General features: G+C 36.1%; 13 protein-coding genes and 1 riboswitch. Of the genes, 3 read left to right on the top strand and 10 right to left on the bottom strand.

The annotated features are described in order from the left end of the window. The first annotated feature begins 28 nt into the window (after positions 1 to 28). The 3 genes from JNG87_RS17340 to JNG87_RS17350 are packed head-to-tail and all read left to right on the top strand — an operon-like array spanning position 29 to position 1,881. Positions 29 to 451, top strand: coding sequence for a deoxycytidylate deaminase (locus tag JNG87_RS17340; RefSeq protein ID WP_007844123.1), 423 nt, complete (start codon positions 29 to 31; stop codon positions 449 to 451). Between the two features lie 6 nt (positions 452 to 457). Next, positions 458 to 1,372, top strand: a complete 915-nt coding sequence (xerD, locus tag JNG87_RS17345; protein WP_110009878.1) for a site-specific tyrosine recombinase XerD — start codon at positions 458 to 460, stop codon at positions 1,370 to 1,372. Next, the gene (locus tag JNG87_RS17350) at positions 1,369 to 1,881 is read left to right on the top strand and encodes an NUDIX hydrolase (protein WP_202839932.1); all 513 of its coding nucleotides are present in this window, start codon (positions 1,369 to 1,371) and stop codon (positions 1,879 to 1,881) included. The genes xerD and JNG87_RS17350 overlap by 4 nt, the downstream gene beginning before the upstream one ends. Positions 1,882 to 1,983: 102 nt before the next feature. On the opposite strand, the gene JNG87_RS17355 is transcribed toward JNG87_RS17350, so the two are convergent. The 10 genes from JNG87_RS17355 to JNG87_RS17400 all read right to left on the bottom strand — a co-directional run bounded on the left by JNG87_RS17355 (position 1,984) and on the right by JNG87_RS17400 (position 12,172). Further along, entirely contained in the window at positions 1,984 to 2,442 is a 459-nt protein-coding gene (locus tag JNG87_RS17355; protein ID WP_202839934.1) for a heme-binding domain-containing protein, read from the bottom strand. Positions 2,443 to 2,446: 4 nt separating this feature from the next. Further along, positions 2,447 to 4,246, bottom strand: a complete 1,800-nt coding sequence (locus tag JNG87_RS17360; protein WP_202839935.1) for an Ig-like domain-containing protein — start codon at positions 4,244 to 4,246, stop codon at positions 2,447 to 2,449. A gap of 25 nt (positions 4,247 to 4,271) precedes the next feature. Beyond that, positions 4,272 to 5,534: a serine hydrolase domain-containing protein gene (locus tag JNG87_RS17365; protein WP_202839938.1), complete on the bottom strand. Its 1,263-nt coding sequence runs from the start codon at positions 5,532 to 5,534 to the stop codon at positions 4,272 to 4,274. 170 nt (positions 5,535 to 5,704) lie between these two features. Then, entirely contained in the window at positions 5,705 to 5,905 is a 201-nt protein-coding gene (locus JNG87_RS17370) for a hypothetical protein (RefSeq protein ID WP_202839940.1), read from the bottom strand. 90 nt (positions 5,906 to 5,995) lie between these two features. Continuing rightward, positions 5,996 to 6,925, bottom strand: a complete 930-nt coding sequence (locus tag JNG87_RS17375; protein ID WP_202839942.1) for a 2-hydroxyacid dehydrogenase — start codon at positions 6,923 to 6,925, stop codon at positions 5,996 to 5,998. Between the two features lie 45 nt (positions 6,926 to 6,970). Continuing rightward, positions 6,971 to 7,357, bottom strand: coding sequence for a GxxExxY protein (locus tag JNG87_RS17380; RefSeq protein WP_262908323.1), 387 nt, complete (start codon positions 7,355 to 7,357; stop codon positions 6,971 to 6,973). 77 nt (positions 7,358 to 7,434) lie between these two features. Continuing rightward, complete coding sequence (locus JNG87_RS17385) at positions 7,435 to 7,977, bottom strand: acyl-CoA thioesterase (RefSeq protein WP_002983813.1); 543 nt, start codon at positions 7,975 to 7,977, stop codon at positions 7,435 to 7,437. Beyond that, positions 7,965 to 8,717 carry a hypothetical protein gene (locus JNG87_RS17390; RefSeq protein WP_202839943.1) on the bottom strand — a complete coding sequence of 251 codons (753 nt, stop codon included), beginning with the start codon at positions 8,715 to 8,717 and terminating at the stop codon, positions 7,965 to 7,967. The genes JNG87_RS17385 and JNG87_RS17390 overlap by 13 nt, the downstream gene beginning before the upstream one ends. A gap of 176 nt (positions 8,718 to 8,893) precedes the next feature. Then, positions 8,894 to 11,011 (bottom strand): TonB-dependent receptor, encoded by a 2,118-nt coding sequence (locus JNG87_RS17395; RefSeq protein ID WP_202839944.1) that lies wholly within the window; start codon positions 11,009 to 11,011, stop codon positions 8,894 to 8,896. A 101-nt stretch (positions 11,012 to 11,112) separates the two neighbouring features. Then, positions 11,113 to 11,204, bottom strand: a riboswitch (TPP riboswitch). A 197-nt stretch (positions 11,205 to 11,401) separates the two neighbouring features. Continuing rightward, entirely contained in the window at positions 11,402 to 12,172 is a 771-nt protein-coding gene (locus tag JNG87_RS17400) for a WG repeat-containing protein (RefSeq protein ID WP_238349612.1), read from the bottom strand. Positions 12,173 to 12,401 lie beyond the last annotated feature (229 nt).

Consider the following 12,401-nt stretch of genomic DNA (forward strand, 5'->3'; position numbering starts at 1 on the left):
TATTTCGAAAAAAAAACAATGCTGCGGTATGAATAAGTTTGATAAAGCTTATCTAAAAATGGCTCAGGAATGGGCAAAACTCTCCTACTGTAAGAGAAAACAGGTGGGAGCTCTTATCGTAAAAGATAGGATGATTATTTCAGATGGTTACAACGGGACTCCTTCGGGATTCGAAAACTGCTGTGAAGATGAAGACGGGAAAACACACTGGTACGTATTGCATGCGGAAGCCAACGCTATATTAAAGCTGGCGGCCTCTACCCAATCTGCAAAAGGAGCAACGTTATATTTAACGCTGTCTCCCTGCAAAGAATGCAGCAAGCTGATTCTGCAGGCGGGGATTACGAGACTGGTGTACATTAATGAGTATTCGGATGACGATGGAATATCGTTCCTGAGGAACCATAATATTGAAATAGAACAAATATCGGACTGTGAACTAAAAAAATAAGCACAAATGACTTGGGATGAAAAGATCAAAGATTTTGAAATATTTCTTCGTTTCGAAAGAAATTTTTCAGAAAACACGCTCGACGCTTACGTTCGGGACATTAAGAAATTAAAAGATTACGCAGAAGAGGATCTGGAAAACGTCGGTCCAGACTCCATCGGTTACGAAAACCTGCAGGAATACATTTTCAATCTTTCCAAACAGAAATTCAGTGAGAGATCACAGGCAAGATGGATATCTTCCATCAAAGCTTTCTTCAAATTTCTGCTGGAGGATGAATATCGTGAAGACAATCCTGCGGCGTTACTTGAAGGCCCTAAACTGGGATTATATCTACCTGATACTTTAAGCCTGCCTGATATCAACAAAATTATTGCTGCTATTGAGGTCAATACAGATCTTGGAAAAAGAAACCAATGCATCATAGAGGTACTATATGGATGCGGACTTCGTGTTTCCGAACTGATCGATCTGAAGATATCCAATATCAACTTCAAAGAGCAATATATCAAGGTACACGGAAAAGGAAACAAAACCCGTTTTGTTCCTTTAGCTGATTATACGGCTGATCTGCTTGAAAGTTATATCAAAGAGGTTCGTTCTAAAGGTAAAATCAATAAGAAATATGAAGATACTCTGTTTTTAAACAGCCGCGGGACTTCCATGTCCAGGGTAATTGTATTTCTTATTATTAAAGAACTTACAGATAAAGCAGGGGTTAACAAAAAAATATCTCCACACACATTCAGACACTCATTTGCAACCCATTTATTACAGAATGGAGCAGATTTACGTTATATTCAGGAAATGCTGGGACATTCCAGTATTACAACAACGGAGATCTACACGCACCTGAAAACAGAAGAATTAAGGGATGTTATTTTGAGTTATCACCCGAGAAATATTAATATTGCTCAATGAAACTATTGAAATATTGCCCAAGCTGCGGCAAAGAGTCCTTACACTGGGATGGTGAAAAGAAATGGAGCTGCCCGGAATGTGGTTTTACTTTGTATAATAATGTGGCAGGTGCTGTAGCAGTTGTCATCAGATGTGGAGACCAAATTTATCTTACCAGAAGAAACAGAGATCCTAAAAAAGGAAAACTTGACCTGGCCGGAGGATTTGTTGATCCAAAAGAAAGTGCAGAGGAAACCTGTAAAAGAGAACTTTTTGAAGAACTTCAGCTTGATATCAATATTTCTAACCTGAAATACATTACCAGCCTTCCCAACATTTATCAATATAAGGAAATTGACTATAATACAATCGATCTCTTTTATGAATACAATGTTCCGGAAAAATTTGAGGTAAGTCTTGAACTCTCTGAAATCTCAGAAGCAGTCTGGATTCCTTTACAGGATCTGGATCTTGAAGATATCGCTTTCGATTCTCAGAAGAGATTTTTCGAGAGCTATATAAAGAAATAATTTTTGTAAAATATTCTCCCGTAGATTTTACAGATCAGGCAGATTATTGTTTAAACAATATGCTTGTTTGTAAAATCTGCGGGAGTTTTTTTATGGTGGAAACTAATAGGTTTTAGTCTTCAGCATTTCTTCAAAATACTGAATCAGCAATGCTCTTTCAGCTTCTGAAAGATTGGCTTCTTTATGATAAACAATATAACCGGGCATCGGCATTGTTTTATTCTGAATGGTCTGAATAGACTTAGTCAGCATATTCTCCTTCAAATCCTTATTATAAGTTCCCCAGGTAGAAAAATTAAGGTGTTCCCTGCCTTCATTCACATGGCTTTTTACAGACCATGAAATGGGTGCGATAAAAGCATATTTCGGATAAACCGTTTCATTGGAATGGCAGTCATAACAGGCGTTTTTAAGCAACGCTCTTACTTTTTCCGGTGATTTCCTTGAATCAACAAAGTTAACCGCAGAATCAACGGGTTTATTCACCCTGTCAACAGGGAAAAACTGAATCAGGGCAAACGCCACCAATGTCCAGAATACTATTTTCTTAGCCGTCTTCATCTGCTTACTTGGCTGGAGTTAAAACAGCATTGCCGGATTTAAATTCTTTTTTCTGCACTTGCTTCGTTGCTGCAGGTTCTGCAGACACCGGAGTTTCTGACGGAGATGGAGTGGCAGGTGCCGGAGCTGGCGTTGTTACAGTTGGTGATTTCGGACTATCAAGTGTTCTGGTATCTTTCAGATCCCAATCCTCTCTTGTTTCCCATAAGGCTCTGACAATAACTTTTTTATAGAAAATATAAGCATCTTCAGCAAAAATATCATTCGCGAAATCTGCTTCGTCCCAATATTTGTTTCCATTATTATCCACCAGAATCCTTACAATATATTCTCCAGGTCTGAGTATATCAAACTTTACCTTATCTCCTTTAGTATATTTCTGATAAGCTACCTTGTCAGAATCCATTAACTGAATCCAATAATTTGCTTCCGGCGCATTGGAAACAGAGAACTCAACACTTCCAAACTGATCTACTTTGGCGACATCAAAGTCAAAACGCTTTGATTGGGTGTTTTTGGCATAAAATGAAGATACGGTTTCCTTAGGAACTGTAAGTTCATAGCTTTTGCCCATCACAAAGTCGGATTGAATATGAATCTGGTAAGGATTTGTTTCGGAGATTTTAGCAGTGAACGGTAAAGTTGTTAAACTGTCTCCTTTGGCTCTTAAAGTCCATTTTGAAGGATCAATTTTATCAACAATATAGTTTGATGCAATTTTTAAATCTGCCTTTGGAGCGATAGAGGTTCCGTCGTTATCACTAAAGACATCCATAGCATTCTTCTTATTATATCTGTAAAATAAAGAAACACTGTAGGCACTGTCTTTTTTCGGACCTTTATTATGGGTGAAGATCAGCTTTTCATTTGCTTCCTGCCCCACATTATCCTTTACAGCATCAAACCAGATTCTCGCCGAGTCTGATTTCGGATTGTGTGTTATTTTGACATCCTTCAGTTTCTCGTTCAGCGACTGTACTTTTACTTCATCAGGATTTCCTTCAAAGGTCATCAGAACTCCTCCCGCTATCTCTTTCATTTCTACATACTTCACCGGTTTTTTGGAAGGGTATACTTTTAAGTTTAATCCTGAAATGGATTTCTCAACATTCACCGGATCTTTCTGGAATCCAACTTTTTCTTTTCCAGGATCATACATTGAATTACCGTTCTCGTCTTCGAAAGCAATAATTTTATATTTTCCAGGAGTAAGATAGTTTAATTCATAATATCCATCTTCATCTACCTTAGTGATATAGTAAGGCTTTTTCTTGTAATCCATGGTGTCTTTTACCTGATACAATCCTACCACTAGCTTATTTTCTGTTGTAGTTCCGGTTTTCTTTTTAGTATCGAGGGCATCCTTTACTTCACCACTGATATACAAATCATCCAATTTGTCTCCTGTGGAAAAAGCAAAATTGAAATACCTTAGTATATTAGATTCGTTATTATCAACAATTGAATTTCCAAAATTGAAATTATAGGTGGTATTGGCCTGAAGGGTATCTGTCCACTGAATCAGAACAAATTTGTTGGCAATATTCGATGGAAGTATTCTCGTTATTCCTTTAATAGGAGGTGAAATAATCAGGTTTTTATTGATATCCTTCAATGTCACATATTCATCAAAATCCAGACGGAGTTCACGAATATCTCTTTTGACATTGATTCTTGTTGTATCAATGTTTGAGCTTAAAAACTTGGGTGCCAGGGTATCTTTAGGCCCTCCCACAGGAGATCCTACTCTTGCACATGAATGTACAAGAAAACAGATAATGAGTAATAAAAGAAACCTTTTCATGAAAATGTTTAGGCAAAAGTAAACATTATTCTCCAAAAACTTCCTGTCCGGAATTCAAAGTATCTTTATTGTCGTGCATAACGGTATGCAGCTTTTCCTTCTGCAAAGGGAAATCTTCGAATAAACCGGACAATGCAAGAGCCGTATATACTTTGTTTGAATATTTATTACCAATAGCTACAATGGTAACCTTAGATTTTAAAAGATGGGCAAATACAGAGTTTGTACCATGCCACCATCCGTTGTGATAGGTCAGCTTCTCGCCATTATCAAATATTTTCATTCTGAATCCTAATCCATAATTATTCATTCCTGCTTTTTCATTGCTGTAAGGAGTGAATACCATCTGCATCAGTTCCGGTTTCAGGAAATTTTTGGAAAACATTGCTTTTGAGAAGTTGTACAAATCTCTTGGCGTAGTGTACACATTTTTATCTCCGTAAATCAGATCAAGTCTGTCTAAAGGATACAATTTACTTCCTCCATAATAAAAAGACTGTGAAGCTGTAGGGATATCTTTTTCCTGGAAGATGTACGTGTTATTCATTTTCAATGGTGTGAAAACCATTTCTTTCATCGCCTGAGGGAAAGGAGTTTTAGTCACTTTCTCAATTAATAAAGCCAATAAAGCAAAATTCGTATTGCAATACATGAATCCTGTATCCGTATCTCTTGCCAGATCTGGTTTATACTTGATAATCATATTCAAAACATCTTCATTGGTAATGAAAGGTTTTGAAAGTTCTGCCGGAGCTGGCTGTATTTTGGTGATAAAATATTCGTATTTCGGAAGACCGCTTCTTTGGTCCAGCAAGGTCTGAACGGTAACATTCGGGTATGGAAACCCCGGAAAAAACTGAGTAAGATGATCCGTTAATTTTATTTTTCCGGCCTCTATCAGCTTCATCATTGCCATTGCCGTTAAAGTCTTTGAAACTGACGCTACATGCAACGGTGTATTTTTGTCGATTGGCATCTGGTTTCCTTCTCTTCCGAAACCTCTGTAATTTTCGTAAAGGATTTCATCTCCTTTGGCAACAAGAATTCCGCCGCTAAGATCTCCTCCTTCCCATATTTTTTTATAATACTGGTCTATATAGCTTACGGTAGTTTGTCTGTTCAAGAGCTGCCCGTCACCTTTTGTAAAAATATCACCCAGATCTACATTTCCATAGTTGGGCAGATTGGTTGCATTTTCAGCAGAAACTTCTTTAGCTTCAGCCTTTTTTTTACAGGAAAATATAGATAAAAGAACAGTTAGGATAAGTACAAAATTACGCGTCGTCATGAGATTCAAAAATGAGCGGCAATTTAATAAAACTCAAAATAAATAATAAACAAGAGGTGGATATTATGAATTATTTAACATAAATGAATAGAGAATTAAAAATGCGAAATGACAAAATCGGGAAAGTAAATAAGTAAAAAGCTGAGGAAATAAATTCTCTTCCTCACAATCTAAAGCTTATCCAATGGAAGGACCCGCTTGCCCCCTACGACCCAGAAACCACCTCCTTCCTGTCCATACTCTTCTTCGTACCATTTTTCAGGGTTTATTTTGATTAAATCCCAAAAATTTAAAAGATGGCCATTTAAATCTTTTTCTGTTGAATAAATCTTTTCAAAAATTTCTTCAATGGATATTGGAGTCCAGATCATGATTATATAAAAGTTAATAACTCGAAATTAATAAAAAAAGACGAATTCACTTCGTAAATTCGTCTTTTTCTCTTTTTTATACTGCTTAGCTTAACAATGTGAAGCTACAATCTTATCTACAATAAACTGAGCCAGTTTTTCTTTACTTTGATGGGTCCATCCGGCAATGTGGGGTGTAACAATGGCTTTTTCTGATTCAAGAAGATATTTCAGATCTTCATTTTCTGATTCAATGTTCTCGAAAGAAGATTTTTCATATTCCAAAACATCCAGACATGCACCTTTTACTTTCCCTGATTTCAATGCTTGTACTAAACTTTTAGTTTCTACATTTTTTCCTCTTGCCGTATTGACAAAATAAAAATCGTTTTTCATCTCTGCAATGAAAGCTTCGTCAATAAGATAGTGGGTTTCTGAAGTTAAAGGAATATGCAGGCTTACGACCTCTGCAGACTGTTTCAGTTCTTCCAGTGAGACCTGTGTTGCATATTCATCTGAACGATCAGGAAGAATATCGTGGAAAATCACCTTACATCCGAACCCTGAAAGTCTTTTTGCAGTAGCTTTTCCCATGTTACCATAGCCAATCAATCCCACTGTTTTTCCCAACAGCTCATCTCCTCTGTTTTCTTCACGTTTCCAGATTCCATTTTTCACCTCCTGGGAAGCAATAAAAAGTCTGTTCATAATTACCAGAAGCATTCCCACAACGTGTTCGGCCACGGAATCTCTGTTTCCTTCAGGAGAATTGATCAATTGAATTCCCAGTTTTTCAGCAACAGGGATATCAATATTTTCCATTCCGGCCCCTACTCTTGCAATGAACTTCAGATTCTTCCCTTTCTCCAGAAAATTCCGGTCTAATGGAATACGGCTTCTGATGATAATTCCGTCGTAGTTCTCAATTTTATCGCAAACCTCATCATAAGACGATGTAAAATCCTCTTCCAGGATAAAATTTTTAGCCAAAAGCTGTTCAGTGATGAGAGGATGGTTTTTATCTAAAAGAAGTATTTTCATAGTTTAAACACAAATGTCACTAATTTATTTCACAAATAGCACAAATTATAAAGTACCGTTAATTACTCTCTTAACACCATTTTTAAACTGAAGTGTATTGAAGTTGATCAACATTCCAAGTTTACAATTACTTAAGCGAAGATAAGTAAGTATTTGTGCTAGATGAATATCTTGTAATGATTCTATCGATTTGATTTCTAATACAAATTTTTTCTCAATCAAAAAGTCAAGTCTATAACCAACATCCATTTTAACCTCATCATACATTAATGGCATCGGTTTTTGTCTTTCTACAAGAATATCATGTTTACTTAATTCATAAAACAGACATTCTTCATAAGCACTTTCCAAAAGTCCTGGTCCTAATGCCTTATGAACTATATATCCAGCTTCGTAGACTATTTTTGATATATCATTTTCTGAAATATCCATTTTGCTTATTTTTTTTCATCTGACTGAGCACAAACCATTTGTGAAAATTTGTGCCAGCCATTTGTGTTTTTTGTGTTTTATTTCTTGTCTTTCTTAGACTCCTGTGGTTCCTGGAATAGTTTTTTAAGCTCTACAGATTCCAAAGGTTTCATTCTTCCGGAAAGGATTAATGAAAGTTCTTTTCTACGGAATGCCGCTGCAAATCTTTCTTTCTCCTCATCTGTTTCAGGAATCATTTCCGGAATAGGAATCGGACGGTTGAATTCATCTACTGCAACGAAAGTATAAATCCCGGCATTCGTATGAACTTTCTTCTGGTTGATTGGATCATCCAACCATACATCTACATACACTTCCATGGAAGTAGAAAATGCTCTGGAAACTTTAGATTCCAGTACAACTACACCTCCTTCCGGAATAGGGTGATTGAAAGATACGTGGTTTACTGAAGCTGTTACTACTCTTCTTTCACAGTGTCTTGCTGCTGAAATAGACGCACAACGGTCCATTTTTGCTAAAAGCTCACCACCGAAAAGGTTTCTTAAAGAGTTGGTTTCGTTCGGAAGAACGATATTGGTCATAATGGTCAGAGATTCTGACGCTTTTTTTATTTTTGCCATCTAGTCTTAGTGTTGTTTGGGACAGCCGGAGCAGATTGTTTTACTTTTCCGGCGGGTTTTACTAATGAATCTTTTTTCAAAGAATCTACAACGGGTGTTTGCGGAGTATGTACTTTCATCTTCACCGTATCTTTTACGATCCTATGGGTAGAAGTTTGTACGGAAACATTATTGAAAGATTTTTTTCCGAAAAGAAGTTCCTGCTGGGTAAACGCCAGGTATACAATTCCAAGAACCGGGATAATCAGAAGGAAAAGCCAAAGAATTGTTTTTTTGAATTTAAAATCCTTTTCACGATTCACAGAAGCATTTACTTTTTCCCCGTTATTGATATCTGAAAATCTGATTTCTTCCAATCCGTAAAAATCCGGACGTCCGGATTCTATCCTTTTTCCTTTGAAATGGGTATGTCCTTCTTCAATGAAAACGGTTCCAAGATTCTGAATGTCAAGAACCTGTTCCGCCTGAAGTTTTTTCTTCCAAAAATCAGTCTGAATTTTAAGATCACTTCTTGAAGCTTCCAGAGACATCTGTTTTTGTTCTGCAATAAAAGCAGTAAGGTCTTCAGCCCGGACTTCATAATCTATGGCAAATTCAATCTGGCTGGCCGGAGGCAAGATGCTTCCGTTTTCAGAATTGATAATTGCCTTAGAATTTTTCAGTGAAAACACCCCAAAGCCTGGAACTGTGGCAGTTCCAAATTGTTTTAAGTATTCTAAAATATATGCTGAAATATTCATTTGGCAGCAAATTTATAACTTTTTCGGGACTTTTTGTAATATTTAATGGATATAAAAAAGACTGCCGGAACAGTCTTTTGATTATTCTGTATTAAAACAGATATACTGTTATTTAAACTGCTTTTTTTAAGTTTAAAAATGGTAAATCTACTAAAAAGCCAACACCGATTTGTCGATTACTGAATTTTCCAACTTACTCCAAACATAAAGTTCGTTCCTGCCTGTGAAAAATAATAAGGCTGCCCATCATAAACAGATCCGTTATTAACATATTTCTTATTGAACAAGTTATTCACCAACAGCTTCAATGCAATTTCATTATTGGCAATTTTAAACTGGTACTGAGCATTGAAATCTGTAAGAAAATAATCTTTAAGCTGCAGATTGGCATCTTCGGTATTATCCAGATATTGTTTTCCAACATACTGATTCATTAAAGCAAACTGGAAATTTTTTGTAGGACTGAATTTCAAGCCTAAATTGGCTATAACATTCGGAGAAAATGAAATCTGAGTATTTCCAAGGCTTTTAGGAACATCACCATTCTGAATATTAAAATCCTGGTTTCTGTTCTGGCTTAATGTTACGTTACCGGAAACCTCCCATTGTTTGGATAATTTTGCCAAAGCACCGACCTCAATACCTCTTCTGTAGCTCTTCCCTGAATTTGTTCTGATAAATGCCCCTACATTATTAAGTTCTCCGTTTAGAACCAATTGGTTCACATAATACATATAATACACATTCGCAGTAAAAGAAACAATTCCGAACTGTTTTTCAAAACCGGCTTCAATATCGTGAAGTTTTTCGGCTTTCACATCGTTATTAGCCATCAGGTCATCTCTGTTGGGTTCACGATGGGCGTGGGCGTAGGAAAGGAATATTTTACCTCCGTCAATTCTGTAATTTACTCCGGCTTTTGGATTAAAGAACAGCCAGTTTTTACTTAAATCTGCTCCTTCACCATCACCAACCGTCAGAATCTTTGTGTTGTAATTGATTTTTCTGAGCTGCAAATCACCAAAGAATTCAAAATTATCCAATCTTAGTAAAGCTTTTGCAAAACCAGACACTTCATTCTTTACAGAGCGGTTTCTATAATATTCGCTTTCATCAATCAGAGGGAAAAACACACCGGTAACATTTCCATAGTGTCTTCCGTAATACTGATTGACCACAGCTCCAAAGTTCAGATCGAGATTTTCAAATTTCCCGTAAAGTGTTGAAACCATTCCGTAGAAATCATTATTCAGCCATTTTTTTCTGATAAAGTCTGAATATTTTATCGTTTGTCCTCCTTCTGTTATATTGGGAAGGTTATATCTTGAAAACGGATCTCCCTGCTTGTAATTTTCGTAATATCCTTTTCCTTTTGTATAGTGAAATGTGGTTTCAAGATTCCAGCGGTCGCTGAACTTCTGTTCCCACAGCAACTGATAATGATTCTGTCTGTAGTTATCCGTTTCATTATCATAGAAACTTACAATATTCTCCCAACTGGCATCGTAAATGGCCCCTGAAATATTGAATTTGGGATCAGTCTCCCAGGTTTTACGGTCAATCCCGTTCCATGCCTGATACGTTTTCTCTTTTCCACCAAAAGCCATTAAACGTAATTTCGTATTTCCTTCTTCAAATAAAGCAGTGAAATTATAAGAATGTAAGTTGGATGAAGCTCTGTCGATGTATCCGTCAGAATGAATATGAGTATATCTTCCCATCACAGAAAGTCGGTTTTTCCAGAATTTCCCGGAACCTATTTCTGCTGAATATTTGTAAGTATTAAATGAACCGTAGCTGTCATCCGTTTTAAAATAAAATTTCTCTTCAGGATCCTTAGAAAGTACGTTAATACTTGCTCCGAAGGCAGAAACCCCGTTATTGGAAGTTCCTACTCCCCTCTGAATGACAATCTGTGAGGCAGAACTTGTCAAATCCGGAACGTTGACAAAAAAGGTTCCCTGGCTTTCAGAGTCGTTGTATGGAACACCGTTCATCATAACATTGATGGCACTTCCTGAAACTCCACGGATTCTGAAACCGGTATATCCTACCCCGTTTCCGGCATCTGACGTCGAAATAATGGAAGTTTGGTTTTTCAAAAGAATAGGAAGATCCTGTCCCAGATTCTTACTGTCCAGATCTTTCTGTACATTGACGATTTCCTTTGCTACCGGAAGCCTTTTGGTAAAGTTGACTGCTTCAATTTCCCTCACCTTTAGGGAATCTTTATTCTGAGCCTGTATAAAAGCCGCAGCTCCTACGGTAAGTCCTAAAAAAAATAATCCTTTCATTCTATAAATCTTTAACATTTAATGAATAAAAGGGGTTGAGCAATAATGTAACAATTTTATTAATTTAACAGTCTAGCAATTGGTATATTGTTATACTGTTTCATTGGTACATTTTCAATTCCCTAAACAGCATTACCTGTTCCAGGTTCATTGGGTATAATCTCAGCCTGTTAAAGCACCCCTTTATTTCAGTTGCAAAATTACAAAAAATATATGAATTGGAATTTGGGTTTCGAGATGCGGGATAGTGGGTTGCGAGGTGCGAGATGTGGGTTGTTAGGTTGCGGGTTACGTAATTGAAAAATACTACGAAAAATAGGAGTTATCAAATGAATCATTCATCATTCATCATTCATCATTCATCATTCATCATTCATCATTTATAATTATTTAGTAAGTTTTGTTGTTGGCATCGATATAATAGTAATTTGAGCCGTCTTTTGTCACTTCAAACATTTTACCCAGTTTCCAGCTGAAGTTTCTTTTAATATTGGAATATTCAAACGGAATAATCACTTTATTGTTAACATCAATAATACCGAATTTATCATTATTGGAGGCAACAATCATCGGATTCGCAACATCATCACCCTCAAGAATAAAAAGATACTGATATTGTGGATAGATCTGATACTGTCTGTAGTCGGCGGCATTTACAAATTTTGATTTTTCAATGATTCCATAAAAACCATTAAGGATATACGCCTGGAATAATTGTTGTTTATATTCTTCAAATTTACATTTTCCAAAATCGGTATCTTTGAACTGATAGACTCTCTTACCAGACTTATCTATGCGGTAAGAAATCATATTTTTCTCCACCGTAGCATAGTCTTTTGTTCCAAATTTTCTCACTTTTTCATTAGGAGAATTCAGAAGGTTGCAGTCTTCATAAAAAAATACGGCAATATGATATTCCGGCTGAATAATAAATTTCCCGTTCTGATTGACATACCCGAACTGATCTCCTTTTTTCTTAGGAATCAAAACAGGAAGATCTTTATTGATCACTACCAGATCAGCATTAGGTTTGCTGGCTGAAGCTGCTTTTTTAACCGTGCTTTTTGTTCTTTTTTTCACAGGAATTTTCTTCACAGATTTGGTCTGCGAGAAAACGAAAATCGAAATAAAAACACATAAAACATTCAGGATATTTTTCATATTCTCCATTTGATTACAAAAATACGACCAAAAATAGATATTATAAAATTCATATTTATAAAGAATCTAAATAATTTCATTCTTATAAAATTGTAAAATTTCGTAATTTTGGGGACATTTTGAAATGTTTGATAATTTTAAAAAACTTTTGAAAAAGTGTGGATTATGCTGACTTTATTCGGTTAATGTTGCATCAAAATGCGAGAACTCAAAATGTCATTAATTGTAT

The sequence above is a fragment of the Chryseobacterium cucumeris genome (assembly GCF_016775705.1).
Lineage (GTDB): Bacteria > Bacteroidota > Bacteroidia > Flavobacteriales > Weeksellaceae > Chryseobacterium > Chryseobacterium cupriresistens.

Excerpts from the sequence above, each read along its gene's own strand:
- JNG87_RS17340 (WP_007844123.1), top strand. The coding sequence starts at position 29 with ATGAATAAGTTTGATAAAGCTTATCTAAAAATGGCTCAGGAATGGGCA.
- xerD (WP_110009878.1), top strand. The coding sequence starts at position 458 with ATGACTTGGGATGAAAAGATCAAAGATTTTGAAATATTTCTTCGTTTC.
- JNG87_RS17350 (WP_202839932.1), top strand. The coding sequence starts at position 1,369 with ATGAAACTATTGAAATATTGCCCAAGCTGCGGCAAAGAGTCCTTACAC.
- JNG87_RS17355 (WP_202839934.1), bottom strand. The coding sequence starts at position 2,442 with ATGAAGACGGCTAAGAAAATAGTATTCTGGACATTGGTGGCGTTTGCC.
- JNG87_RS17360 (WP_202839935.1), bottom strand. The coding sequence starts at position 4,246 with ATGAAAAGGTTTCTTTTATTACTCATTATCTGTTTTCTTGTACATTCA.
- JNG87_RS17365 (WP_202839938.1), bottom strand. The coding sequence starts at position 5,534 with ATGACGACGCGTAATTTTGTACTTATCCTAACTGTTCTTTTATCTATA.
- JNG87_RS17370 (WP_202839940.1), bottom strand. The coding sequence starts at position 5,905 with ATGATCTGGACTCCAATATCCATTGAAGAAATTTTTGAAAAGATTTAT.
- JNG87_RS17375 (WP_202839942.1), bottom strand. The coding sequence starts at position 6,925 with ATGAAAATACTTCTTTTAGATAAAAACCATCCTCTCATCACTGAACAG.
- JNG87_RS17380 (WP_262908323.1), bottom strand. The coding sequence starts at position 7,357 with ATGGATATTTCAGAAAATGATATATCAAAAATAGTCTACGAAGCTGGA.
- JNG87_RS17385 (WP_002983813.1), bottom strand. The coding sequence starts at position 7,977 with ATGGCAAAAATAAAAAAAGCGTCAGAATCTCTGACCATTATGACCAAT.
- JNG87_RS17390 (WP_202839943.1), bottom strand. The coding sequence starts at position 8,717 with ATGAATATTTCAGCATATATTTTAGAATACTTAAAACAATTTGGAACT.
- JNG87_RS17395 (WP_202839944.1), bottom strand. The coding sequence starts at position 11,011 with ATGAAAGGATTATTTTTTTTAGGACTTACCGTAGGAGCTGCGGCTTTT.
- JNG87_RS17400 (WP_238349612.1), bottom strand. The coding sequence starts at position 12,172 with ATGAAAAATATCCTGAATGTTTTATGTGTTTTTATTTCGATTTTCGTT.